Here is a 25,949-nt window from a genome sequence, read left to right as displayed (position 1 = left end):
TTGCGCGCCGGGGGCCCGGCCGGCGCGCCCGGGGTCAATCCGTAAGCGTGCCGTTATTGTAGTCGCGCAGGGTCTGTTCGATTTGCTCGCGGGTATTCATCACGAACGGGCCGTAGTGCACCACCGGTTCATTGAGCGGTCGTCCGTGCAGCACCAGCAGGCCGGTGCCTTCGGCTGCATCCTCCGGCGCGCGCAATTGTAGCGATTCACCGGCACCAAACAACACCAGATTGCCGCGCTGCACGGTGCCGCGCTCGGTGGCGAGGGAGCCGCGGTAGATATATACCAGCACCGAGTGTTCCGCCGGCAGGGACAGGGAGACATCAGCACCCGCCGCCAGGCGCACATCCGCCACCGCAGCTTCGGCGGCGGTTTCCTGCAGAGGGCCGCACTGGGGTTCGCCATTCACCTGCCACTGGCCGGCGATCAGGCGCGCTAGGGATCCCCGCTCATCCAGGGAAAGCTCCCGCACCTGGTCCGGTTGGATATCCCGCCAACCGGGTTTGTTCATCTTGTCCTTTGCCGCCATGTTGATCCACAGCTGGAAGCCGTGCATTCCGCCCTCGCCCTGTGAGGGCATCTCCGAATGGATGATGCCGCGGCCGGCCCGCATCCACTGGGCGCCGCCCTGGGCAATGGCGCCGCGGTTGCCCAGGTGATCCTGGTGCTCAAATTCGCCACTCAACATATAAGTGAGTGTTTCGATCCCCCGGTGCGGGTGTGGCGGGAAGCCGGCGATATAGTCGTCGGGATTTTCCGAGCGGATTTCATCGATCATCAGGAACGGGCTGAACTCCTGAGACTGGAAGCCAGCGACGCGATGGATCTTCACGCCGGCGCCATCCGCCGACGGATGGCCCGCCACTACACGGGCCGCCGGGCGCACGCTGGCGCCTGATGCTTTGTTGTGTGTGAATTCCTGCATGGTTCTGCTCCTCTGTTTGCGGCAGTATAGGCCGATTAAATCGCCAGAAAATGGCAAATAATCGCAGCTAATATTCGAACAGCTCGACAGATCTTCAGTTAAAACAGTTCGCCCAACGGAATCAGACAAAGGACAGTCCATGGCCAAGGTAACCCTCGAGCAGTGGCGCATGTTTCAAGCGGTGGTGGAGCACGGCGGCTTCTCCCAGGCCGCAGAGGCAGTGCACAAGAGCCAATCCTCGATCAATCACGCGGTGCACAAATTACAGGAGAGCCTCGGCGTGGCATTGCTGGAGGTGCGCGGGCGCAAGGCGGAGCTCACCGATGCCGGTCGCGTCATGTTGAACCGCGCCGGCGGCCTGCTGGACGAGGCGGAAGCACTGGAGTCCGTGGCCGCGAGTCTCGCCGCCGGCACTGAGGCGCAGCTGCGCCTGGCGGTGGATGTGCTGTTTGACTACGAGGCGCTGCTCAATGCGGTGGAGCGTTTTACCGCCGAGTATCCCCACACCCGCCTGGAACTCCGCGAGACGGTGCTGTCCGGTGCCGAGGAACTGCTGCTCCAGCAGGAGGTGGACTTCATTATCACCGCGCGGGTGCCTCAGGGGTTTGTCGGCGAGCCCATTTCCCGGGTCAAGTTCGTGCCGGTCGCCCACCCGGATCACCCGCTGCACCAGCTGGGACGCCCGGTAAACCGGGAGGACCTGAAGGCGAGCCGCCAGATCGTGATGCGCGACTCGGCGCTCAAGAACCGCCAGGATGCCGGCTGGCTGGGATCTGACCAGCGCATTACGGTCACCAACGTGCACACTTCCATCGAGTTGATCGAGCGCGGCCTCGGTTTCGCCTGGCTGCCGCAGACCCGGATCCGCGATTCCCTGTCGGCGGATCGCCTGTTGCCCCTGCGCACCGAGGAGCCCTGGGAGCGGGATGTGAGCGTGTACCTGGTGTACGCGGATCAGGATCGCGCCGGGCCGGCGGCCTGCCTGCTGTTGCGGGCGCTGCGCGAGGGGCTGCCCCCGCTGGATTGATCGTCGCAGGTATTTTGCCCTGGCTCGACCCAAACGAATTTAAACAGGATGTAAGCAATGAACCCGCTGGACACCGAAATCAAATGGGGAATCATCGGCTGCGGCGATGTCACCGAAGTAAAAAGTGGCCCCGCATTCAACAAGGTGGCCGGCTCCCGGTTGCTGGCGGTGATGCGCCGGGATCGGGAAAAGCTGCTGGACTACGCCGAGCGCCACGGTGTCCCCCGGACCCATGTGAGTGCCGACGACCTGATTAATGACCCCGAGATCGACGCCATCTATGTGGCCACGCCGCCGGGCAGCCACCGGGAGTACGCGCTCAAGATAGCGAGTGCTAACAAACACTGCTGCCTGGAAAAGCCGATGGCGCTCAATTTTGCCGAGTGCAAAGAAATAGCCGCGGCGTTCGCGGGCAAGGAGGCGCAGCTGTTTGTCGCCTATTACCGCCGTTCACTGCCCCGCTTCAATCAGGTGAAAGCGTGGATCGACAACGGCGAGATCGGCGTCATTCGCCACATTAACTGGAGTTACTTCCGCCCGCCTTCCGCCGCGGACCTGTCGCCGGAATACGACTGGCGCACCGATCCGGCGGTTGCTGGCGGCGGTCATTTTGTCGATCTCGCCTGTCACGGCCTGGACCTGTTTATCCATCTCGCCGGTGATATCCGCGATGCCAGCGGGATCGCCGTCAATCAGCAGGCTCTGTATGAAGCCGAAGATGCGGTTTCCGCTTGCTGGGTGTTTGACAGCGGCGCCACCGGTGCCGGCTTCTGGAATTTCGGCGCCAGTGAATACGGTGACGAGGTAGTGATCTACGGCAACCGCGGCAGTATCCGTTTTTCAGTGTTCGCGGATAGGCCGCTGGTGCTGGAAAGCAGTGACAGATCCGAAACCGTGGAAATTCCGCACCCGCAAAATATCCAGTACTTCCACATCGAGAATATGGTCAAGCACCTGACGGGCGACGGCCAACACCCGGTATCTGGTCCCGAGGGCGGCAAGGCGTCACGGGTAATGGACCAGATTCTGGCGGGGGTTGGTTGAGCCTCTGCAGAGCCTGTTCCAGGCGCTCTTTTACCGCTAAAGAGCGCCTTCCCTCCTAAAAAATCGACGTTTTCCGTCGAAAATCTGCAATTTTTGTTTCGAAAACTCGAATTACACTGAACAGCGTTGTCACTCCATACACTTAGCTCTCTGTTTGTCCATTAGAGAGCTTGAGTATGAGTAACGGTGTTATGTGTGACTTCACCAAGCTGGTGGCGCGTATTCTGATGTCGGTGATGTTTATCGTTGCCGGTTACAGCAAGATCGGCGCCTATGCCGGTACCCAGGAGTATATGGCCTCGGCCGGTGTGCCCGGGTTTCTGTTGCCACTGGTGATTCTGCTGGAGCTGGGTGGCGGTCTCGCAATCCTGTTCGGGTTTTTCACCCGCTGGATTGCGCTGGCGTTTGCCGCCTTCTGCCTGATCAGCGCGTGGATGTTTCACAACGTTCCCGGGGATCAGATGCAGCAGATCATGTTTATGAAAAATGTCACCATCGCCGGCGGCTTCCTGATACTCGCCTGCGCCGGTGCCGGTAAATTCAGTTTTGATCACGCCATGGCGCGGGTCAAAAGTAGCTGACAGGAGCAAATAAATGGGACTGCTGGTCAACGGAGAGTGGAAAGACCAATGGTACGACACCGAAAAGCACGGTGGCGCCTTTGAGCGTGAGGCAGCCCAGCTGCGCAACTGGGTCACTGAGGACGGCAGTGCCGGGCCCAGTGGCGAGGGCGGGTTTCCCGCCGAGAAAGGTCGCTACCACCTGTATGTGTCCCTCGCCTGCCCCTGGGCACACCGCACGCTGATTTTCCGCCAGCTGAAACAGTTGCAGGATTACATCAGCGTGTCTGTGGTCAGTCCGTACATGATGGAGAACGGCTGGACCTTCAATCAGGATGAAGGCAGCACCGGCGACGCACTCTACGGCAGCGAGTTCATGCACCAGATTTACACCCGCAATCGCAAGGACTATTCCGGCCGGGTTACCGTGCCGGTGCTGTGGGACAAGGATCAGGAGCGCATCGTCAGCAATGAATCGGCGGAAATCATCCGCATGTTCAACACCGCGTTCAACCCGCTGACCGGGGATACGCAGGACTTCTACCCCGAAGACCTGCGCGGGGATATCGATGCCACCAACGAGCTGGTGTATCAAAACGTCAACAACGGCGTGTATCGCGCGGGCTTTGCCACCAGCAAAGAGGCGTATGAGGCCGCGTATCACCAACTGTTTGCGGTGCTGGAAAAGCTGGAGCAGCGACTTGCAGAAAATCGCTACCTGACTGGCGCGCGGATCACCGAGGCGGATTGGCGACTGTTCACCACCCTGATCCGGTTTGACGCGGTGTATCACGGCCACTTCAAGTGCAACAAACAGCGGCTGGCGGACTACCCCAACCTGTGGGGCTATGTGCGCGAGCTCTACCAGTGGCCGGGGGTGGCCGACACGGTGGATTTCCACCATATCAAAACCCATTACTACGCCAGCCACCGCAATATCAATCCTACCGGTATCGTTCCGGCGGGGCCGGAGCTGGATTACTCGGCACCCCACGGCCGCGGCGCCTGATTAGGCCATTAGCGACCTGGAGCATCTTCCGCAGGTGGCGCTAAGCCATCAACCGCGACCGCGTCGGTGGATAAGCGCGGTGCGGTCAGCGTATTATCTGGCAGATTTTTTTGCCCGAGAGTGAGTACTCACGTCCGAATGCCCGTTTTCAGGGAGATCGGGTGGGGTCACCGGGGAACTTCATTGCTGTAAGAGATCAATATGCGGATTTTTGTATTAACGACGGGGCGTTCCGGGTCAACGACTTTCGCCGAGGCCTGTACCCACATCGAGGGCATGACCTCCGGTCATGAGATTCATGCGGGCATGATCAACGGACGCCTGGAGTATCCGGACAACCATATTGAGTCAGACAACCGCCTGGTGTGGTTTCTGGGCACGCTGGATCATATGTATGACGATGAGAACACCTTCTACGTCCACCTGACCCGCGATCACGAGAAGATTGCGCGCAGCTATCGCGACCGCTGGCAGGGGGCGATCTGCGTGGCGCGGCACTTCTATCACGGTATTTTGATGTGCCGCAAGAAACCGGATATGGAGAGCGCGCTGGATACCTGCCGACTGCTTGTGGAAACGGTGCATGACAATGTCACCTTCTTTCTGAGCCGTCGCCAGAACTGGGTGACCGTGCGTATGGAGTCCCTGGAGGAGGATTTCTTCAAGTTTATGGATGCCGCCGGTGTGCAGGGTGATCGCGATAAAATCCTGGGCGCATTGCGCACGGTGAAAAGCGGCAACAAGTACGCACGCAAGAAGAAGGGCCTCCTTTACAAGCTGCGTTCGCTCTATTCCTCACGCTTTCTGCGGTGATCGATCTGGAGTGAAGGTTGCCCGCTGGTGCGCTTCCGTCGTGGCTATACTCGAGGCAACCTTCCGAACCCGGAGATTCCGATGAAACTGTTTTACGCCCCCGGTGCCTGCTCCCTCTCCCCGCATATTGTCGCCTGCGAGGCGGGCATCGACCTGGAGCTGTGCAAGGTCGACCTGAAAGCCAAGGAAACCGAAACCGGCGGCGACTACACGCAGGTCAACCCGAAAGGCTATGTGCCGGCGCTGCAGCTGGAAGGTGGCGAAGTGCTGACCGAGGGGCCGGCGATAGTACAGTTCCTGGCGGAGCAGAAGCCGGAGAAGAAGCTGGCTCCGGAATACGGGAGTCTGGATCACTACCGGGTGCTGGAATGGCTGAATTACATTTCCACCGAAATACACAAGTCCTTTGTGCCCCTGTTCTGGGACGGCAGCGACGACGAGAAGGCGGCGGCCAAGGAAAAGGTCGGCAGCGCCTTCCAGTTTGTGGAGGACCGTCTCGGTGGCGACTACCTGCTGGGGGATAACTTCTGCATTGCCGACGCCTACCTGTTTACCGTGTACAACTGGTGTGACAAGGTCGGTGTGGACACCGATAGCTGGCCAAAACTCAAGGCCTTCGCCGAGCGTATGTCTCAGCGCGAGGGGGTGCAGAAAGCGATGAAGGCGGAAGGACTAATCTGACCTCTTCTTACTTCACCCGCTCCTCAATCCCGATCGGCTGCCTCGCCCTGGCCACAAACAGCACCAGGCACAGTGCGGCCGCCGAACAGCACAGCATTCCCACCGCGATCGGCACCAGGGTGCCGGTATGCACCGCGTTCACCGCGCCGCCCAGGACCCCGCCAAAAATAAACAGGGATGCGCCGTAGAGCGCATTCGCGGTGCCGCTGATATTGGGGAAAAACTCCAGATAACAGGCGGCGGAATTGGGCGTGATGATACCGATCGCACCCATCGCCATCACCAGTGGAATCATCCACGCCAGCAGTGGCTGTTCACCCCCGAAATACAGGGTGCTGGCCAGCAGCAGTAAACAGGACAGCGCCTGCAGGCTAATCCCCACGAGCAGAATCTGCCGCGGCTCGAACACTTTCAGCAGGCGGATGTTCAGCTGCACCAGAATCACCAGCCCCAGCACGCAACTGCCGAACAGTATGGGGAAGTTCTGCGAACTGACGCCGAAATGCTCCATAAACACAAAGGGTGCGGTGGTGATGTAGATAAACATGCAGCCACTCACAAACGCCTGCCCGAACAGGAAGCCCAGGGCGCGCCGGCAGCGGAAAATCTGTGCGTAACCCTGCAGCATACTGCGCCGGGACTGGCGCTGGCGCTTGGCGCGGCGGAAGCGGGAAACCGTCTCCGGCAGAATTCCGCGCACCAGCACCATCATCAGCAGGCCGTACACCACCAGGAAGATGAAGATCGCGTGCCAGTCGCCGAAGGTCAGCAGGGTGGCGCCGATCACCGGTGCCACCATGGGGGCAATCAGCATCATGGTGGCGATCATCGACATGATCCGCGCGGCCTCGCGCCCGTGGTACAGGTCGCGCACGATGGCGCCGCAGATCACCGTGGCAAAACCACCACCCACCGCCTGGCAGAAGCGCAGGGCCACCAGGGCTTCCACATTATTGGTAAACAGAATCAGCATGGAACTGACGATAAAGATGCTGAGGCCGATGGTACCCACCAGAATCCGCCCCCAGCGATCCGACAGCGGCCCACCGAAGATCTGCCCCACCGCAAACCCCAGCAGATAACTGGACACCGAATGCTGCACCTGCGCCACTTCCACGCCCAGCGCCACGGCCATGGCGGGGATTGCCGGTAGATAGGTATCGATGGCAAAGGGGGTCAGCGCCACCAATGCGGCGAGACAGGGGGCGAGCCAGCGTGGCGGCTTGCCATCGGCGTCGAAGAAATTCGGCGGCATAACAACTCGTATAAGGGGTAATTCGGGTACGGCAGCGGATAAGTTTGCAGAGAGGTCGGCACAGGGCTGTCTGGGCAGCCAGTGCCGTGCGCCGGCATGTTAACGGGGGCAGTCCGCGGTTTCCATCACCGGCGGCCAGATTTCGCTCAAATGTTTACTGGGTGGGATCGAACAGCAGCTCGTCGTTGAGATAAAGACCCTGCCAGCGCGATGGGCGCAGACTGATCTGGCCGGTGGCGAGTCGCTGTTTCAGCGCGTCGAAGGGCTCTTCGGTCTCGCGGCTGTTGTTGCCGACTACCTGCCAGCCGCTGTCACCGGCGGCATAGGCTATTACTTGCAGCCAGTGCCGATCCTTGTTGCCGCTGGCGCTGTGGACGAACAGCAGGTACTCCAGGGTGCCGTCGCCGTCCAGGTCCTGCGCCAGCCACAGGCAGGCGCGCTCTTGCCGCTCGCAGTCCTTGCCTTCAACCTGCAGCGCGGCGCTGTGCGGCGGCAGTTCAGCACCTTCGGGGAAAATTGGAATTTCGCGCAGGCGTTGCGCGCGCGCTGTCGCCTGCAGCGGATTTTCCCGCAGCGCCCAGTCCGGGCGTCCCGGCGTCAGCAGCGCATCCAGATGGTCGGCCACTTCTGTATTTTGCTGGACCTGCGGCATTTCCCGGAGCTCTTCGAGGGCATCGAGCCCCGCCCGCCCCAGTTTCTGGCGCAGGAAAAAGAAGTCGAAATCCGCCAGCGCCACGCGCCCGTCGCGCAGTCGTTCCACCTGGCTGTCGGCGCTGATGCGCGCGAAGTTCAGCAGCGGCAACTGGGTGACAACACACACGGCCAGCACCCACAGTGCCAGCCCGGTATTGATCCGGCGCAACCAGTCGGCCCAGTGGGCGCCGCGGCGCAGAATCGAAATACTGTAGCTGAGCGCCAGCAGTGCCAGGGTCAGTGCCACCACGAACCCCCACAGCCGCTCCGGGGTCCAGCCGTACTGGTCCACCCGCAGGTACACGCCGTAGAGCCCGAATGCCGCGTAAAACGGTGCTATCGCCAGGGCGAGCAGCAATACGCGGTTGATCCACTTTGGGTAGCGGGAGAAAGGGAACTCGTCCTGGATCACCCCGTTGGTAAAGAACAGCAACAGTGCCACCAGCCACAGCAACAGCGCGCTGCCGTGGCCGGTATCCCAGATCGGCTGCAGGCCGGTAAATGGCAGGGTGGCGAGAAACACGATAGTGAGTACCGCCAGCAGCGGCAGCAGCGCCACCAGCATGGTGCGCAGCAGGCGTTTCAGGGTGAGCACGAAACTCTGCTGGGAGCGGAACAGGATGGCGCCACAGCCCGCCACCAGCCAGGTCACCGGAAAGATAAACCACTCTTCGCGGAACAGGTAGTGGAAGAAATCCACGCCCACCAGTTTGAACAGCGCCTGCCACAGCTGCAGGATCAGCCAGAAGATACCCGCGAAAACCAGGGTCAGCGCTGCGGTCAGGGCGTTGTCCCAGGAGTAGTGGAAAAGACCGCTGTATTCCGGTGTTTTCAGGTGCTGCACGCCGGTGGCGCTGGCGCGCAGCATAAACGCGAGGATAAATGTAGCGATCACCATGGTGATGGAGAATTCCACCGGCCAGTCGCAGCGGATCTGGTCTGCGGGTGTGCACTGGTATCCCTGGTAGAGTCCGAGCAATGCCAGCAGGAGCGCGTATCCGCCGATGATCCACCAGTAACTGTGGGCGAGGCGCGGGGCGATGCTGATGATGACCAGTGGCGGGATGGCGAGGGTGATGGTGTAACACAGGAATTGCCACACCGGCGACCAGGCTTCGACCGCGGCCGAGGATTTCAGCGCGTACAGCACCAGCCCCTGCAGCAGTGCGGCAATCAGGATCAGGCGTTTTTCGCTGAGGCCGAGATCGGAATCATCCCGCTCGCTTTCTGTTACTTCGCTGCTGCTTCCCTGCATTTCGCGTCCTAATCAGTGCTTTTCCTCGCGCAGGTTATACAGGCCCTTTTTCAGCTTGAGCAGGTGTTCCTGCAGCTGGGGGCCCTTGCGCTGGGCGACGCCGATGGCGAGTACATCGATCACCACCAGGTGGGCGATGCGGGAGGAAAGTGGGGTGTAGAGTTCGATATCTTCCTCCACGTCCACTTCCAGGGGGATACTGGCCTGGCGGGTCATGGGTGAGCCACTGGGACCGAGGCCGATAACGGTGGCGCCCTGCTGTTTGGCCATGTCCATGGAGCGCAACAGGGAGGAGGTACGGCCGCTCTGGGAGATGGCGACCACCACGTCACCAGGCTTCATGCTCATGGCGGACATGCTCTGCATGTGGTGGTCGGAATGGGCGGCGGTGGCCATCTGCAGGCGGAAAAATTTGTGCTGGGCGTCGGCGGCGACGGCTCCGGAGGCGCCGAAACCGAAGAATTCCACCCGCTTGGAGGCGGCGATGGCGGCGACGGCGGCTTCCAGCGCGCGCCCGTCGATCTTGTCGCGCACGTTGAGCAGGGTGTCGACGGTGGAGTCGAAGACCTTGCGTTTGTATTCGGCGATGGTGTCGGTTTCGGTAACCGCGATCTGGCCGAAGCTGGGGCTGGAGGCCAGCTGCTGCGCGAGGTTGAGCTTGAATTCCTGGAAGCCGGAGCAGCCGACGGCACGGCAGAAGCGCACCACAGTGGGTTCACTCACTTGGGCTTCGGTGGCGAGATCCACTATCCGCATATGAATGATTTCGCCGGGATTGGCGAGGATGTATTCGGCGACCTTGCGCTCCGATTTCCGCATGGCGCTCAGCTGTTCGCTGATCCGCTGCGTGACTTCCGCTGGCTTCACGACACTACCTTCTATGGTTCAAGCTGTGCAGTTTAGCGGCATGGCGGGGTGCTGGCGAGCCTTGGCTTGTTTTGGAGTTGGTGGCGGTAGTGATACCGGTGGGCCTATGCGGGACACGAGCTAGGCGCCCCCCCTCAACCCATCCCTGGGGCTCTTCCGCGAGGTCCCTCTCGCGGAAGGTCCCGCATAGGCCCGCCACTGAACCTTATTCGGGCGCACCACAAAACCCTGTTTATATACCCAGTTATCCCAAAACCCCTGATACAATCCGCCCCCATGGACGTATCTGAACTCTTAGACCCCCTCAACGACCCCCAGCGCGAAGCCGTCGCGGCGCCGCCGGGCAATCAACTGGTTCTGGCTGGCGCCGGCTCGGGCAAGACCCGTGTGCTGGTGCACCGTATCGCCTGGCTGATGCAGGTGGAGGGGGCATCGCCCTACTCCATTATGGCAGTGACCTTCACCAACAAGGCCGCGCGCGAGATGCGCGGCCGCATCGAGGAACTGCTGGGGGTGAATACCTTCGGCATGTGGGTGGGCACTTTCCACGGTCTCGCCCACCGCTTGCTGCGCGCCCACTGGCAGGAAGCAAAGCTGCCGCAGAACTTCCAGATCCTCGACAGCGACGACCAGCTGCGCCTGATCAAGCGGGTGCAGAACGAACTGGGGTTGGACGACAAGAAGTGGTCCCCGCGCGAGACTCAGTGGTGGATCGGCGCACAGAAGGATGAGGGCATACGCCCGCAGTATATCCAGCTGACCGGCGATCCCTGGCTGCAGACCATGGTGCGGATCTACAGCAGCTATGAAGAGGCCTGTCAGCGCGCTGGTGTTGTGGATTTCGGCGAGCTGCTATTGCGCGCACACGAGTTGCTGCTGAATAACGACAGCATTCTCGCCCACTATCGCCGCCGCTTCCCGTTCATTCTGGTGGACGAGTTCCAGGATACCAACACTATTCAATACGCCTGGCTGCGCCTGCTGGCCGGCGATCAGTGCTGTATCACCGCGGTGGGAGACGACGATCAGTCCATTTACGGCTGGCGCGGTGCCAAGATCGAGAATATCCAGCACTTCGAGGCCGACCTGAAAGGTGTTCAGACGGTGCGCCTTGAGCAGAACTACCGCTCCACCAGCACCATCCTCAACGCCGCCAACGCGGTCATCGCGCACAACTCCGGCCGTCTCGGCAAGGAACTTTGGACCGAGGGTGACAAGGGCGAGCCTATCTCGCTCTACTCCGCCTACAACGAACAGGACGAGGCGCGCTTTATTGTCGAGCGTATCCAGGACTGGGTGCGCGACGGCAACCGTCGTGACAGCATCGCCATCCTGTATCGCTCCAACGCCCAGTCGCGGGTGCTGGAAGAAGGACTGCTGCGCGAGCAGGTGCCCTACCGCATCTACGGTGGCCAGCGGTTCTATGAGCGCATGGAGATCAAGAACGCGCTGTCCTATATGCGCCTGATCACTAACCGCCACGACGACACCTCGTTCGAGCGGGTGGTGAATACCCCCACCCGCGGTATTGGCGCGCGCACCGTGGATACCGTGCGCGAGTTCGCCCGCGAGCACGGCAGTTCCATGTGGGATGCCGCGGCCAAGATGTTGCAGCAGAAGGTGCTCGCCGCCCGCGCCGGCAACGCGCTGGCCAATTTTCTCAGTCTGATCGACGCATTGGACGAAGAGAGCACCGACAAAACCCTCGACCATATTGCCGAAATGGCCATCGAACAGACCGGCCTGATCGACTTTCACGGCAAGGAAAAGGGCGAGAAGGGTCAGACCCGGGTGGAGAACCTGCAGGAACTGGTCAGTGCCTGTCGCGCTTTCGACGGTGTGCCCACGGTGGATGCCGATGGCGAGGCGGTGGACGAGGAGGAGATCCCGTTGATCAACCAGTTCCTCGACAGTGCCGCCCTGGATGCCGGCGAAGGCCAGGCAGACGAGTTTGAAGATGCGGTGCAGCTGATGACCCTGCACTCCGCCAAGGGGCTGGAATTCCCGCTGGTATTTATGGCCGGTGTGGAGGAAAACCTCTTCCCGCACAAGATGTCCGCCCAGGAACCCGGGCGCATGGAGGAAGAGCGCCGCCTGTGTTACGTGGGTATCACCCGCGCGATGCAGAAGCTGTATATCACCTACGCCGAGAGCCGGCGTCTGTTTGGCAGTGAGACCTACAACAAGCCATCGCGCTTTGTGAGTGAGATTCCCGTGGAATACATTCACGAGGTGCGCCTGAAGACGGAAGTCTCCAAGCCATTGTTCCAGCCGAATTATGGAAAGTTCGGCGGTGGGGTTAACCCCTACTCCGATGCCGCCCCGGAATTTGACGATGACCTGCCACCGCTGGCGCTGGGTGGCCGCGTCGACCACGCCAAGTTTGGCGAGGGTACCGTGGTCCAGTTCGAGGGCAGCGGTCCGCGTGCGCGGGTGCAGGTAAACTTCGATGATGCCGGGAGCAAATGGCTGGTAGTATCCATGGCCAAGTTGCAGCCCCTCTGACGGCATCCCGGAATGGCTCCGGGTTACCGCGACCAAAACAAGACAAACAATAAAAATTCAAACGGATATGAAAACAATAAACTGGTATCCCCCTGTAATCCTGGGGCTGCTCGCGCTGTTGGTGCTCACCTTCGGTGCTCTGGTCGTGTCTCGCTCGGATCAGGAGCAGACGGTCACCGAGATAAAGGGTGCCGCCCTGAAAAACTCCGGCCAGCAGACTTTCGAGTGGAAACTCGTTACTACATGGCCGAAAAATTTCCCCGGTCTCGGCAGTGCGCCGGAGCGCTTCGCCAAGAAGGTCGACGCCATGTCCAATGGCCGCCTGAAGATCAAGGTGTTCGGGGCCGGCGAGCTGGTGCCGGCGATGGGCGTGTTCGGTGCGGTATCCAGTGGTGCCGCCCAGGTCGGGCACGGCGCTGCCTATTACTGGAAGGGCAAGGTGCCCGCCGCGCAGTTTTTTACCGCCGTGCCGTTCGGTCTGAATGCCCAGGAAATGAATGGCTGGCTGCATTACGGCGGCGGCCAGGAATTGTGGGAAGAACTCTACGCACCTTTCGATCTGCTCCCCATGGCCGGCGGCTCCACCGGTGTGCAGATGGCGGGCTGGTTCAACAAGGAAATCAATTCCGTTGAGGACCTGAAAGGTCTCAAGATGCGTATCCCGGGGCTCGGTGGCGAAGTGCTGAACCGCGCCGGCGGTACCGCCGTTACCATCCCCGGCGGAGAGCTCTATACCGCCCTGCAGACCGGCGTGATCGATGCCACCGAGTGGGTCGGCCCATACAATGACCTCGCCTTCGGCTTTCACCAGATTGCCAAATACTACTATTACCCCGGCTGGCATGAGCCGGGTTCCATCCTCGAGATCATCGTCAACAAAACCGCCTTCGAGAAACTCCCCGCAGACCTGCAGGCCATCGTCCGCACCGCCGCCCGCGACGCCAACCAGGATATGCTCGACGAGTACACCGCGCGCAACAACCGCGCCCTGAAAGAGCTGGTAGAAGAACACGGTGTGGAGCTGCGCAAATTACCCGACGATGTCATCGCACATCTGAAGGCAATCAATTCCCAGATCATGCAGCAGACCGCGGCCAAAGACCCACAGTTCAATCGCGTTTACCAAGCCTTTCAGGAATTTGAATCCCAGGTAATTCCATATCACCGGATTAGCGAAGAGGCGTATTACAAGACCCGGGAATTGGGAGCGCAGTAGGCTATATTTGTTGACTTGGTGTAAAGACAAGGGAGTGTCTATACCGTGGAAACAACTGCCGAACTTGCGGTTACTCGCGAAGTCGAGCGCATATTGCGTGTCGATCACGCCGGCGAGTATGGCGCCATTCACATTTATCGCGCCCAGCGATTTATTGCCCGCCGGTTCTATCCCGACATCGTATCCGAGTTTGACGAAATGCTCGCCCATGAACGCGAGCATTTCCGCAGGTTTGATGAAATCCTCAGTCGGCGATCCATTCGCCACTGTTATGCACTGAAACTGTGGGCACTGGGTGGATTGCTGCTCGGGAGTTTTACGGCGTTGCTGGGACGCAATGCGATCTGGGTCTGTACCTATTCCATTGAATCCACGGTGTTACATCATCTGGAATGGCAGCTGGAATTTCTCGATCGTCACGATCGCGAAGTCTTTGATGCGGTACAGAGTATTCAGGCGGATGAAGAGGAGCACCGGGACAAGGGGCTCAAGTACGGCACCAGCCCGGATGCGCACCGGTGTATTTTCTGGGTAGTGCGCAGGGCGACGGAATTTGCGATCTGGCTGTCCACCAAACTTTGACGACGCGATTGTGGGTAATGGCCCGACAATCGCGTTGTATTGTGACTAGTTGACCACTCAGCTTTCGGCCTGCTCTGAAGGCAGTGGAATAAATCGCACCAGTAGCAGTTTGTAAACCAGTGCTCCGCCGATCAGCATGAAAAACAGGTAGCGACCGGCCAGCTCGGTCGTTGCCAGGCTCACCTCCAGTATGGATGGAACAACACCGGCCGCAGCAATCGTTACCAGCACCGTGCCAGTGCGAATCAGCGAACGATAGAGCGTGCGCTGAGTCCTCCTGGCTATCGCCAGTCCCGCATAAAAAATAATGGTGCATGTGGCTGCGATAATTAACGCGCTTACGATCATCGACTTCTCCCTGTTTGAAAATATCCTTTGGTGTTGGCGCGTATTGTTCTGCTGAACTTCGCTACCGTCAAACTGGTACGTATTTTCAAACTGGGCTGTTGCCGGAAGGTCGATAAAAGTGCTCGCTGAAAAACATGATGGACGGCAGGGAAAAGGAAAATGCAGGAAGTGGCGGCCGGCTGTATAGCGGCCGCCTCTTATTCGGTCGGGCGAGATACTGTGGTGAACGACAGGCTCAGGGCAGCGGTCGTGTACGTCCGCGGTCGTCTATGGCGACGAAGACAAATTCGCCCTCGGTCACTTTCACCTGCTCGCCGGTGTCGACCCGGGTGAGCCACACTTCCACCATGGTTTTGATGGAGGAGCGTCCGACTTCCACGGCCTCGGCATAACAGCTCACGGTGGAGCCTACCGGTACCGGGCGCAGGAATACCATGCTGCCGACGGCGACGGTGGTCACACGACCGCGGGCGATGCCCTGGGCGAGGATCGCGCCGGCCACGTCCATCTGCGACATCAGCCAGCCGGCAAAGACGTCACCCTGGGGATTGGTATCCCGGGGCATGGACTGGGTTTGCAGGGTCAGGGTACCGCTGGGTTGCGGCTCTTCATCTATGGCGGACATCGCAGGTGCTCACATTCTTAGATTTATTGATCCCCCGGAATGGCGCTCGGGCCTCCGTCGGGGTGGCGCATTCTAGCACAAACTGGGCACTAATTAGCCAGTAGTGGTCGAGTAAATTCTTGCGAATCTCTTGAGAAACTGCAGCACAATCTGCGCCAGCTTGTCTGATTTTCCAACATCTCCTAGACTCCGCTCCATGCGTGCACTGATTTTGACCCTGATCCTGTGGTGTTTTGCCGCCCAGAGCCTGGCTCTGGCGATTGCGCCTGCCTGCGATCCGGGCGCCGATGCCCACGGTGATCACGCCGCGATGATGGCCGGAGCCGGCATGCATTCGGCCAGCGATATGCAAGCCGATGACCACCACAGCATGCCCTGCTGTGATGAGGCCGAGGACAGCTCTGCCGCTGAACTCTGCCTGATGACCTGTGCCGTTGGCGGCTGTGGTGCCGCCGCGCCCCTGGCCCAGGAATGGCAGCACGCGGCACTGCCCGGTGTTGCCCTGTTCCAGCCGATCTCCCCTTCCCCCCTCGCTGCTTCGCAGCGCAACCTGTTGCGCCCACCCATAAGCGCCTGATGCTTCCCGCTCAACGTCTCACCAGGCGTTGAATTCAACGATCGAGCCATCGATCAGGTATCAGACAGACAGGATTTATCCATGGGATATGCATTGCGCGCCCTGGGCCCACTGGTCCCGGCGCTGCTGATTTGTGCGATTGCCCTGCCCGCACAGGCGCAGCTGAGCCTCGAGAGTGCGGTACAGCTGGCCCGGGAACAGGACCCACAGACCGCAGCGGCCATTGCCGCGGCGGAGGCGACCGCGGAAACCGCCGTGGCCGACAGTCAGTGGGAGGACCCCAAGCTGAAACTCGGCATCGCCAACCTGCCCACCGACAGTTTCGCCTTCGACGACCAGCCGATGACCCAGAAAGTGATCGGCATCAGCCAGAAACTGCCTCGCGGCGATTCGGCTGCGCTGGCCGGCGAGCGCGGTGGGCATGCGGCCGAGGCGGGTTTCGCCGGTGCCGCGGATATGGCGCTGGTGCTGGAGCGGGAAGTGGGCCTCGCGTTTCTCACCGTGTCGGAGCAGCTGCGCGTGCGTGAACTGCTGATGGAAAACCGCGGCTGGATGCAGGAGCTGGTGGGTTACAACCGCGCGCGCCTCGCCAGTGCCCAGATCCAGTCCCAGCAGCTGCTGCAGTCGCAGCTGGCGCTGGCGCGCCTGGATGATCGTATCGCCGCGGTGGATGGGGAGATCAATCGCGCCCGCGGTAACCTGAGCCGCTGGATCGGTGGTGCCGCCTGGGGCGCGCTGGATGCAACCCCACCGGCCTGGCGCGATACCCGCGACTGGCTGGCGGCGCAGTCCCTGCCGGTGCCGATGGCACTGTTGGAGCAGCACCCCGCGGTGGCTGCCAGCAGTGCCCGCGTCGCTGCGGAGCGGGCCAATGTGGCGCTGGCGCAGGAGGCCTACAAGCCGCAGTTCGGTGTCGACTTCAGTTATGGCCAGCGCGACAGAACCCCGATGAGTGACGGTTCGGACTTTGCCAGCGTCATGGTGTCGTTTGACCTGCCGCTGTTCCGCCAGAACCGCCAGGACCGTCGCCTCGCCGCCAGCCGCGCGCGCGAGAGTGCCGGCATCCTGCAGCACCAGAACCTGTTGCAGCAATTGCACGCCGAGCTGAACAGTGCCGTGGCCATGGCCCAGACCCTCGATCGCCGCCGCGCGGAGTATCGCGAGTATCTGCTGCCGCAGGCGGAGGCTACCGCCGATGCGGTCCTGCGGGGCTACGCCAGCAATACCGCGGATCTGGAAGCGGCGATCGCCGCGCGCATGGACGACATCGAGACCCAGATCAGCGCCGCGCGCCTCACCTACGGCTACTTCCGCGCCCTGGCGCGCATCCGTTACTTCCGCGCCGTCAAGCCCGACGCCAACAGCAAATAACCAGCGGTCTGCCAAGTTATGAACAGAATTTTGATTGTCGTTTTCGCCATCATCGCCCTGGTGGTGGGCATTCTTGTGGGTCGCAGCCTGCCCGGTGGTGACGACACCGCACCGGGCGCCAGTGGTGAAAAGAAAATCCTCTACTGGGTCGCCCCCATGGATCCCAACTACCGTCGCGATGGACCCGGCAAGTCACCCATGGGCATGGACCTGGTGCCGGTTTACGAGGGCGAAGAGGGTGAAGAGGGTGAAGCAAAGCCGGGCACCGTCTCCATTGCCCCCCAGGTGGAAAACAACCTGGGCGTGCGCACTGCGGTCGCCGAGAAAGGCCCGGTGCAGATCGAGGTCGATACCGTGGGCCTGGTGCAGCTGGATGAAGACAAGCTGCACCACGTGCACACCCGTCTGAGCGGCTGGGTGCACAAGAGCTGGGTCAAGGCGGTGGGTGATCGTGTGCGCAACGGGCAGCCACTGGTGGCCATCTACTCCCCGGAGCTGGTCAAGGCGCAGAGCGAACTGGTGGCGGCCCTGGAGAGTGGCAACCGCACCCTGATCGAGGCCACCCGCGAGCGCCTGGACAGCCTCGGGGTGCCCGCAGAGCAGGTGCGCGCGCTGGTCAAATCCCGAAAGGTAAGCCAGACCATCACCCTCTACTCACCCACCGACGGCTACGTGAACGAATTCGCCGCCCGCGACGGTATGTATATCACTCCCGCAACCACTCTGATGAGCATTGGCCCACTGGACACAGTGTGGGTGGAAGGTGAGCTGTTCCCGAAACAGGGTGCCCAGGTACAGGTGGGCGACACCGCCACCCTGCAGGGCGAATTCGCCCCCGGCCGCAGCTGGACCGGCGAACTGGTGCACATACTGCCCGATCTCGATCCCAAGACCCGCACCCTGCGCGTGCGGGTGCTGGTGGACAATGCCGACAAATCCCTGCGCCCGGGCATGTTTGTGCGCCTGCAATTGGAGGGACCGAAGGTGGATACATTGACGGTGCCGCGCAGCGCCCTGATCCGCACCGGTGACATGGACCGGCTGGTGATCGCCGAGGGCGGCGGGCGCTATCGCTCCGTGCGGGTGCGGGTGGGCCGCGAGCTGGGCAAGCGGGTGGAGATTCTCGCCGGCATCGAGCCCGGTACCGAGGTGGTCACCTCGGCCCAGTTCCTGCTGGACTCCGAGTCCAGTATCAGCGCCGATCTGCAACGTATCGAAGGGGAAGGTGGCGCGAACAGCAGCGAAAAATCGGCAAAAGCCGAGACTGCCTGGGCCGAAGCGACAGTGCTCAGTATGCCCGACGACAATCACTACGCGCGCCTCGAGCACGGCCCGGTACCCGAATGGGACTGGCCCGGCATGGTGATGGGTTTCCACGTGGCGGAAGCCGCGCAACAGGCGTTGCGCGAGGCGCTGGTAAGCGGTGCGCCGCTGCGGGTGCAGATGCGCCAGCGCGAGGACGGCAAATACGAGGTGATCGCTACCCGCGCGCTGGCCGGTGCTTCCCTGGTGCCCGGGCATGAAGGCCACGAACAAATGGACCACTCGCAGATGGGGCACGGCGACATGAACCACGATGATGTGGATCATTCGCAGATGGATCATGATGAGATGGATCATGGAGAAAGGGATCACGATGGGCACCAGGAGCCGCAGAAATGATCGCGCGTATCATCCAATGGTCCCTGCACAACCGCGCACTGGTGCTGATCGGCGCGGTGGCCCTGACGATTGCCGGCCTCTACAGCCTGCGCAATACGCCGGTGGATGCCCTGCCGGACCTTTCCGACGTGCAGGTGATCGTCAAGACCAGCTACCCGGGCCAGGCACCGCAGGTGGTGGAGGACCAGGTCACCTACCCCCTCACCACCGCCATGCTGAGTGTGCCCGGTGCGCATACGGTGCGCGGTTATTCATTTTTCGGCGATTCCTACGTTTACGTCATTTTCGACGACGATGTCGACCTCTACTGGGCCAGATCCCGTGTACTGGAATACCTCAGCCAGGTGGCCCCGCGCCTGCCCAGTGCCGCGCGCTCGGAGCTGGGGCCGGATGCCACCGGCGTGGGCTGGATCTACAGCTACACCCTGGTGGACCCCACCGGCAAACACGACCTGGCGCAGCTGCGCTCACTGCAGGACTGGTTTCTGAAATACGAGCTGCAGACCCTGCCCGGGGTGTCCGAGGTGGCCACCGTGGGCGGCATGGTGCGCCAGTATCAGGTGCAGGTGGATCCCCTGCGCCTGCGCGCCTACGACCTCACCCTGGCCCAGGTGCAGGCGGCGATCGAGCGCGGCAACCGCGAGTCCGGCGCCTCGGTGGTGGAAATGGCGGAAGCCGAATACATGGTGCGCGCCAGCGGCTACATCCAGAGCGTGGAAGACCTGCGCCAGCTGCCGCTGCTGGTCAATGCCGCCGGCACGCCGCTGCTGCTGCGGGATGTGGCGGATGTACACCTGGGACCGCAGATGCGGCGCGGCCTCTCCGAGCTGGATGGCGAGGGCGAGGCCGTGGGTGGCGTGATCGTGATGCGCTTCGGTGAGAACGCGCGCGCGGTGATCGACCGCGTGCGTGAGCGACTGGAAGAATTGCAGCGCAGCCTGCCGGCGGGTGTGGAAATCGTGCCCACCTACGACCGCAGCGAGCTGATCGACAGCGCGGTGGACAACCTGTGGCACAAGTTGCTGCAGGAGTTCATCGTGGTGGCACTGGTGTGCGCCCTGTTCCTGTTCCACCTGCGCTCATCGCTGGTGATCGCCATCAGCCTGCCGCTGGGGATTATCGGTGCCTTTATCGTGATGCGCCTGCAGGGCATCAACGCCAACATCATGAGCCTGGGCGGCATCGCCATCGCCATCGGCGCCATGGTGGACGGCGCCATCGTGATGATCGAGAACCTGCACAAGCATATGGAGCGCACCCCGCTCACCGAAAAAAACCGCTGGCAGGTGGTAGGTGAAGCGGCCAGTGAGGTGGGGCCGCCACTGTTCTTCAGCCTGCTGATCATCACCCTGAGTTTCCTGCCGGTATTCGCGCTGGAAGGCCAGGAGGGGCGGCTGTTCGCGCCTCTGGCCTATACCAAGACCTACGCCATGGCGGTGGCCGCCGGTCTCGCCATCACCCTGGTGCCGGTACTGATGGGCTACCTGGTGCGTGGCGAGGTGAAGCCGGAACAGGCCAACCCCATCAATCGCGCGTTTACTGCCGCCTACCGCCCGGCGCTGGAACTGGCGATCCGCCATCCGCTGCTCGTCGTCATCACCGCCCTGTTGTTGCTTGCCAGCAGCCTGTATCCCCTGTCGCGCACCGGCAGTGAATTCATGCCGCCGCTGGACGAGGGCGACCTGATGTATATGCCCAGCACCCACCCCGGTATTTCCATTGGCAAGGCCCGCGAGCTGCTGCAGCAGACCGACAAGATGATCATGCAGGTACCGGAAGTGGCGCAGGTGTGGGGCAAGATGGGCCGCGCCGAGACCGCAACCGATCCGGCGCCGCTCACCATGGTGGAGACGATTATCCGCTTCAAGCCCCGCGACCAGTGGCGGCCGGGTATGACCCCGGAAAAACTGCGCGCGGAGCTGGATGCCGCGGTGCAGTTGCCCGGGGTCACCAACGCCTGGGTGATGCCGATCAAGACCCGTATCGACATGCTCGCCACCGGCATCAAGACCCCCGTGGGTATCAAGGTGGCCGGTGCCGACCTGCACCAGATTGAGCAGATCGGTACGCAACTGGAGTCCCTTCTCAAGAATGTGCCAGGCACCGCGTCGGTGTTTGCCGAGCGCGTCGAGGGCGGCCGCTATATCGATATCGATATCGACCGCAGCGCGGCGGCCCGCTACGGCCTGAATATCCAGGACGTGCAAACGGTGATCGACACCGCGGTGGGCGGCAAGAAGGTGGGCGAGACCACCGAAGGCCTGGAGCGCTACCCGATCAATGTGCGTTATCCACAGGCCTGGCGCGACTCGCCGGAAAGCTTGCGCGGCCTGCCGCTGGTGGCTCCCAACGGCACCCACCTGAGCTTGGGCGATGTGGCGACCATCGAGGTGCAGAGCGGTCCGCCGATGATCAAGACCGAGAACGCCCGCCCCAATGGGTGGATCTACATCGATATCGCCAACCGCGACCTGGGTTCCTGGGTGGCGGAGGCGCAGCAATTGGTGGCAAACGAACTGGAGCTGCCACCGGGCTATTCCCTGGCGTGGTCCGGGCAGTACGAATACATGGAGCGCGCCCGCGAGCGCCTGGGTCTGCTGTTGCCGGTGACCCTGGGCATCATCGTCCTGTTGCTGTACTTCAGCTTCCGCCACTGGGGTGAGGTGCTGGTGATCATGGGCACCCTACCGCTGGCGCTGATCGGCGGCCTGTGGCTGCTGTACTGGCTCGATTACAACCTGTCGGTAGCGGTGGGCGTGGGCTTTATCGCGCTCGCCGGCGTGGCGGTGGAGATCGGCGTGATCATGCTGGTGTACCTCAACCAGGCCTGGAAACAGGTGTTGGCAGATTGCGCAGCCACTGACCGCAAGCCGACGCTGGATGACCTGCGCGATGCGATCCGCCGCGGTGCCGGTCAGCGTATGCGCCCGGTACTCATGACCACGGCCACGGTGTTTATCGGTCTGGTGCCGGTGATGATTGGTTCCGGGGTTGGCTCGGAAGTGATGCAGCGGATTGCCGCGCCTATGGTGGGGGGTATGGTCAGTGCGATGCTTCTGACTCTGATGGTTTTGCCTGCGGTTTATCGACTGTGGAAAGGGCGGGGTCTGCAGGGGGCTTCGTAGCGAAGTGCTGTGGCGGCGGGGCACCGGGTGCAGGTTTTCAGGACCGAGCTAGGCGCCCCCCTGCGAGTACATCCATGTACGCTGCGTCGCAAACGTCCCTGTTTGCGACGCTCCTGAAAACCTGCACCCGGCACCCCACCTTCGCTTCGAGTTACACACTCTGTAGCCGCGGCTGTCACTGCTCACGAAGTATGAAAGTTCAATGCGAAGGTAGAGTGCCGGGTATGCGTTTTTGAAAGCGTCGGAAACAGGGATGTTTCCGACGCAGGCTACAGGGACGTATTCATGCCGGTTTCAAAAACGCATACCCGGTGCTCTACCGCCACCGGGCCAGCGCAGAAACCACGCAACCTACCCGGCTACGAAGCCAGGCAACCAGGTCGCCAGTGAAGGCCAAACTGCGAGCAACAACATCACCAGCAACTGGATGGCAATAAACGGCACCACCCCGCTGTATATGGCCCCGGTAGCCACTTCCGCCGGGGCCACGCCACGCAGGTAGAACAGTGCAAAACCGAACGGTGGGGTGAGGAACGAAGTCTGCAGGTTCAGGGCAATCATCACGCCCAGCCACACTGGATCGAGTCCCATGGCCAGCAGTACCGGGCCGACAATGGGCACCACCACAAAGGTGATCTCGATAAAGTCGAGGATAAAGCCGAGCAGGAAGATCACCAGCATCACCAGCAGGGTTGCGCCGACCACGCCGCCCGGCAGGCTTTCGAACAGGTGGGTAACCACTTCCTCACCGCCAAATCCTCGGAATACCAGCGAGAACAGCGATGCGCCGATCAGGATGGCGAACACCATCGCCGTGACCTGCAGCGTGCTCTGCCCCACTTCACCAGCGCGCGCCCAGTTCAGTGCGCCGCGGCTCCAGGCGAGGATGCCCGCACCCAGCGCGCCTACCGCCGCGGCCTCTGTGGGTGTGGCGGCACCGGTAATGATCGAGCCCAGCACCAACAGCATCAGCGCAATGGGGGGAAACAGGCTCTTCAGGGTCTGCAGTAGATCTACGTCTTCCGCAGCGCGTTCCGTGGCGGGTTCGCGGCGGGCGATAAATAGTAAGTAAATGATATACGCCGCTACCAGCAGCAGGCCGGGAATGATTGCGCCCATAAACAGGTCGCCGACGCTCACCGGTTTCGGGTTGAAAATACCCTGGCTGAGCTGGGCCTGCTGGTAGGCGTTGGACAGGGTATCGCCCAGCAACACCAGTGCGATGGACGGAGGAATGATCTGGCCCAGGGTGCCGGTGGCGCAGATGGTGCCGGTGGCGAGTTTGGGTGAGTAGCCCCGCTTCAGCATGGTCGGCAGGGACATCAATCCCATGGTTACCACCGTCGCGCCGACGATACCGGTGCTGGCGGCGAGCAGTGCGCCCACCACCACTACCGACACTGCCATCCCCGCGGGGATACCGGAGAAAACCCGCGCCAGGTTCACCAGCAGCTCCTCGGCAATCCGCGCCCGCTCCAGCATCACGCCCATCAGTACAAACAAGGGGACCGCCATCAGGGTGCCGTTCTGCATGATGCCGTAGAGGCGATCGGGGAAGGCGCGCAGCAGCTCCGCATCGAATATTCCGGTGACGATACCGAGGCCGGCGGCAATCAGCGCGGTACCGCCCAGGGTGAAGGCTACCGGATAGCCGAACATCAGCGCTGCGCACACGGCGACAAACATCAGTAGGGGGATCAGTTCCATCATGCGCTTGCCTCCCCAGCCGCTTCCCGCACCAGTGGGCGGGGTTTCTCCGCGGCCCTTTCCGCAGCCTGGGTGGACTCCGTATTGATGGGGGTGGTGCTGCCGGCGCGGCTTTCAACCTGCATCAGGGTATGTAGTGCGCGCGTAAACTGGGCGATCCCCTGCAGCGCCAGGGTCGCGGCGGCGAGGGGCATCAGGCTTTTCAGCAGGAATACACCGCCGAGACCATCGGCGCTGGCGCTGGATTCCAGCACCGCCCAGCTGCTGGCGGCGAACTGCCAGCTGCCCACTGCAATGAAGGTGCAAACCGGGAGCAGGAAAATAAGGCAGCCCACCGCATCGACCCAGGCCTTGCCGCGAGCGGACATGGTCCGGTAGAACACGTCCACCCGCACATGGGCCCCGGCCTGCAGCGCATAGGCCAGGCCGAGCATAAAGGCCGCGCCGTGCAGGTAGACCACAGTGTCCTGCAGGGCGGTGGAGCCACCGTCAAATCCGTAGCGCAGGGCCACCACCAGGCTCTGGATTAGCACCATCGCCAGCGTAAACCAGCCCAGTACGCGGCCGCTTAGGCCGGCGAAACGGTCCAGAATTCCGGCCGTGCCGAGGAGCAGATTTTGTGGGGAAGACTTCATGGGGAATGTCTCACATCATCTTTATTGTTCTGTTATTCAGGGCAGAGACTACCTGCTGGTCAAAGTTTGCGCCAGTTCTGCCGGGGCTGCCGCCAGCCGGGCTCTGGGGCGAAGTGGCTGAATCATGGCTGATTAGTCACGCAATGTGTCGGCCTCTGTAATCTTTTTGTAACTTTTCATTCATAGAATCGTCACCAGTTCGACATAGCATGCGCCGCGTGCAGAGATTTTGAGCAATTAAGCGACCACTTTTGGAGATATCCATGAACAACCGTTCTGCGAGAAAGAAAGTCCTGGCCTCGGCCCTGGCCGCCCTGACCGTTGCCGCCTCCAGCGCTGCCCTCGCCGCGCGCGATCACATCAGCATTGTCGGCTCTTCCACCGTATACCCGTTCACCACCGTGGTTGCCGAGCGCTTCAGCCGCGCTACCCAGTTCAAGACCCCGGTTGTCGAGTCCACCGGTACCGGTGGCGGCATGAAGCTGTTCTGCCAGGGCGTGGGTGAAAACACCGCGGACATCACCGGTGCTTCCCGCCGCATCAAGCAGTCCGAGCTGGACATGTGTAACGACAACGGCGTCGACGTGGTGGAAGTGCAGATCGGTTACGACGGTATCGTGCTGGCCAATGCCAAGACTGCCGAGCCGTTTGAGCTGTCCCGCAAAGACATCTTCCTGGCCCTGGCCAAAGACGTGCCCAACCCGGACGGTTCCGAGTCACTGGTGGCCAACCCCTACAAAACCTGGAAAGACGTGAATCCGTCCCTGCCCGCGCACGACATCGAAGTTCTGGGCCCGCCCCCGACTTCCGGTACCCGCGACGCCTTTGCCGAGCTGGCGATGGAAGGTGGCTGTAAAAAATTCGACTGGATCGCGGCCAAGAAGAAATCCGACAAGAATGGCTACAAGGCCATCTGTCATAACATCCGCGAAGACGGTGCCTATATCGAAGCGGGTGAGAACGACAACCTGATCGTGAACAAGCTTGCGGCGAACCCGAATGCGCTGGGTATCTTCGGCTTCAGCTTCCTGGACCAGAACGCAGACAAGGTGCAGGGCTCCCTGATCGAAGGCCAGGAGCCGACGTTCGACTCCATCGCCGACCAGAGCTACCCGGTTTCCCGTCCGCTGTTCATCTATGTGAAAAAAGCACATGTGGACGTGGTGCCCGGTATCAAGCAGTTCCTGAGCGAGTTCACCAACGCGCGCGCCTGGGGTGAAGAGGGTTACCTGGCGGACAAGGGCATGATTCCCCTGCCCAACGCCAAGCGCCAGCAGGTTGCCAGCGATGTGCGCAAGCTGAATGCCCTGACCAACCTCGCGGCAAAATAACCATCTCGCAGTAACTGGTAGATGGAATTACCGGCCAAGCCCCATAAGAAGGGCTTGGCCTTTTACGTATAAAAGAGGCACAGGTTTTATCGCCTCATGCAATTGCGGCCACAAGCACCGATAATGGCCGACAAAT

The 25,949-nt window shown here is 61.5% G+C and carries 22 protein-coding genes; 14 read left to right on the top strand and 8 right to left on the bottom strand.

The window, feature by feature from the left end; translation table 11 throughout:
* Positions 1-34: 34 nt before the first annotated feature.
* Positions 35-925: a pirin family protein gene (locus tag ACONT6_RS17105; RefSeq protein ID WP_428819604.1), complete on the bottom strand. Its 891-nt coding sequence runs from the start codon at positions 923-925 to the stop codon at positions 35-37.
* Positions 926-1,064: 139 nt separating this feature from the next.
* On the opposite strand from ACONT6_RS17105, the gene ACONT6_RS17100 reads away from it, so the two are divergent.
* From ACONT6_RS17100 to gstA, 6 genes are all read left to right on the top strand, one after another.
* The gene (locus ACONT6_RS17100; protein WP_078083714.1) at positions 1,065-1,952 is read left to right on the top strand and encodes a LysR family transcriptional regulator; all 888 of its coding nucleotides are present in this window, start codon (positions 1,065-1,067) and stop codon (positions 1,950-1,952) included.
* 57 nt (positions 1,953-2,009) lie between these two features.
* A complete protein-coding gene (locus ACONT6_RS17095; RefSeq protein ID WP_428819603.1) occupies positions 2,010-2,996 on the top strand; it encodes a Gfo/Idh/MocA family protein in 987 nt (328 codons plus the stop codon).
* A 176-nt stretch (positions 2,997-3,172) separates the two neighbouring features.
* On the top strand, positions 3,173-3,577 hold the full coding sequence (locus ACONT6_RS17090; protein ID WP_428819602.1) for a DoxX family protein: 405 nt from the start codon (positions 3,173-3,175) through the stop codon (positions 3,575-3,577).
* Between the two features lie 13 nt (positions 3,578-3,590).
* Positions 3,591-4,565, top strand: a complete 975-nt coding sequence (locus ACONT6_RS17085; RefSeq protein ID WP_428819601.1) for a glutathione S-transferase family protein — start codon at positions 3,591-3,593, stop codon at positions 4,563-4,565.
* A gap of 201 nt (positions 4,566-4,766) precedes the next feature.
* The gene (locus ACONT6_RS17080) at positions 4,767-5,378 is read left to right on the top strand and encodes a hypothetical protein (RefSeq protein ID WP_428819600.1); all 612 of its coding nucleotides are present in this window, start codon (positions 4,767-4,769) and stop codon (positions 5,376-5,378) included.
* Between the two features lie 81 nt (positions 5,379-5,459).
* Positions 5,460-6,059 carry a glutathione transferase GstA gene (gene gstA, locus ACONT6_RS17075; protein WP_428819599.1) on the top strand — a complete coding sequence of 200 codons (600 nt, stop codon included), beginning with the start codon at positions 5,460-5,462 and terminating at the stop codon, positions 6,057-6,059.
* Positions 6,060-6,066: 7 nt separating this feature from the next.
* Here the strand turns inward: gstA and ACONT6_RS17070 are convergent, their stop codons facing one another.
* The 3 genes from ACONT6_RS17070 to hexR all read right to left on the bottom strand — a co-directional run bounded on the left by ACONT6_RS17070 (position 6,067) and on the right by hexR (position 10,129).
* Positions 6,067-7,314, bottom strand: coding sequence for a multidrug effflux MFS transporter (locus ACONT6_RS17070; protein ID WP_428819598.1), 1,248 nt, complete (start codon positions 7,312-7,314; stop codon positions 6,067-6,069).
* A gap of 154 nt (positions 7,315-7,468) precedes the next feature.
* A complete protein-coding gene (locus ACONT6_RS17065; protein WP_428819597.1) occupies positions 7,469-9,262 on the bottom strand; it encodes a DUF4153 domain-containing protein in 1,794 nt (597 codons plus the stop codon).
* 12 nt (positions 9,263-9,274) lie between these two features.
* Complete coding sequence (gene hexR, locus ACONT6_RS17060) at positions 9,275-10,129, bottom strand: transcriptional regulator HexR (protein WP_428819596.1); 855 nt, start codon at positions 10,127-10,129, stop codon at positions 9,275-9,277.
* A gap of 276 nt (positions 10,130-10,405) precedes the next feature.
* Between hexR and uvrD the strand changes: the two genes are divergently transcribed.
* The 3 genes from uvrD (at position 10,406) to ACONT6_RS17045 (ending at position 14,432) form a co-directional block, all read left to right on the top strand.
* Positions 10,406-12,634 (top strand): DNA helicase II, encoded by a 2,229-nt coding sequence (gene uvrD / locus ACONT6_RS17055; RefSeq protein ID WP_428819595.1) that lies wholly within the window; start codon positions 10,406-10,408, stop codon positions 12,632-12,634.
* A 67-nt stretch (positions 12,635-12,701) separates the two neighbouring features.
* Positions 12,702-13,850 (top strand): TRAP transporter substrate-binding protein, encoded by a 1,149-nt coding sequence (locus tag ACONT6_RS17050; RefSeq protein ID WP_428819594.1) that lies wholly within the window; start codon positions 12,702-12,704, stop codon positions 13,848-13,850.
* 45 nt (positions 13,851-13,895) lie between these two features.
* Positions 13,896-14,432, top strand: a complete 537-nt coding sequence (locus ACONT6_RS17045; RefSeq protein WP_428819593.1) for a demethoxyubiquinone hydroxylase family protein — start codon at positions 13,896-13,898, stop codon at positions 14,430-14,432.
* 57 nt (positions 14,433-14,489) lie between these two features.
* On the opposite strand, the gene ACONT6_RS17040 is transcribed toward ACONT6_RS17045, so the two are convergent.
* Positions 14,490-14,780: a hypothetical protein gene (locus tag ACONT6_RS17040; RefSeq protein WP_428819592.1), complete on the bottom strand. Its 291-nt coding sequence runs from the start codon at positions 14,778-14,780 to the stop codon at positions 14,490-14,492.
* A 235-nt stretch (positions 14,781-15,015) separates the two neighbouring features.
* Positions 15,016-15,405, bottom strand: a complete 390-nt coding sequence (locus ACONT6_RS17035) for an acyl-CoA thioesterase (protein WP_078083180.1) — start codon at positions 15,403-15,405, stop codon at positions 15,016-15,018.
* Between the two features lie 196 nt (positions 15,406-15,601).
* Between ACONT6_RS17035 and ACONT6_RS17030 the strand changes: the two genes are divergently transcribed.
* The 4 genes from ACONT6_RS17030 (at position 15,602) to ACONT6_RS17015 (ending at position 22,140) form a co-directional block, all read left to right on the top strand.
* Complete coding sequence (locus tag ACONT6_RS17030) at positions 15,602-15,982, top strand: hypothetical protein (protein ID WP_428819591.1); 381 nt, start codon at positions 15,602-15,604, stop codon at positions 15,980-15,982.
* Positions 15,983-16,063: 81 nt separating this feature from the next.
* Entirely contained in the window at positions 16,064-17,353 is a 1,290-nt protein-coding gene (locus ACONT6_RS17025) for a TolC family protein (protein ID WP_428819590.1), read from the top strand.
* Positions 17,354-17,371: 18 nt separating this feature from the next.
* Positions 17,372-19,015, top strand: coding sequence for an efflux RND transporter periplasmic adaptor subunit (locus ACONT6_RS17020; protein ID WP_428819589.1), 1,644 nt, complete (start codon positions 17,372-17,374; stop codon positions 19,013-19,015).
* Positions 19,012-22,140 (top strand): efflux RND transporter permease subunit, encoded by a 3,129-nt coding sequence (locus ACONT6_RS17015; protein WP_428819588.1) that lies wholly within the window; start codon positions 19,012-19,014, stop codon positions 22,138-22,140. Before ACONT6_RS17020 ends, ACONT6_RS17015 begins: the two co-directional genes overlap by 4 nt.
* Before the next feature lie 351 nt (positions 22,141-22,491).
* Here the strand turns inward: ACONT6_RS17015 and ACONT6_RS17010 are convergent, their stop codons facing one another.
* Both ACONT6_RS17010 and ACONT6_RS17005 read right to left on the bottom strand, forming a co-directional pair.
* Positions 22,492-23,850: a TRAP transporter large permease gene (locus tag ACONT6_RS17010; protein ID WP_428819587.1), complete on the bottom strand. Its 1,359-nt coding sequence runs from the start codon at positions 23,848-23,850 to the stop codon at positions 22,492-22,494.
* Entirely contained in the window at positions 23,847-24,482 is a 636-nt protein-coding gene (locus ACONT6_RS17005) for a TRAP transporter small permease subunit (protein ID WP_428819586.1), read from the bottom strand. Before ACONT6_RS17005 ends, ACONT6_RS17010 begins: the two co-directional genes overlap by 4 nt.
* Positions 24,483-24,745: 263 nt before the next feature.
* On the opposite strand from ACONT6_RS17005, the gene ACONT6_RS17000 reads away from it, so the two are divergent.
* Positions 24,746-25,813 carry a PstS family phosphate ABC transporter substrate-binding protein gene (locus tag ACONT6_RS17000; RefSeq protein ID WP_428819585.1) on the top strand — a complete coding sequence of 356 codons (1,068 nt, stop codon included), beginning with the start codon at positions 24,746-24,748 and terminating at the stop codon, positions 25,811-25,813.
* Positions 25,814-25,949: the final 136 nt, after the last annotated feature.

It is taken from the genome of Microbulbifer sp. MCCC 1A16149 (assembly GCF_050368945.1).
Lineage (GTDB): Bacteria > Pseudomonadota > Gammaproteobacteria > Pseudomonadales > Cellvibrionaceae > Microbulbifer.
This window is presented reverse-complemented; position numbering and strand designations above follow the sequence as displayed.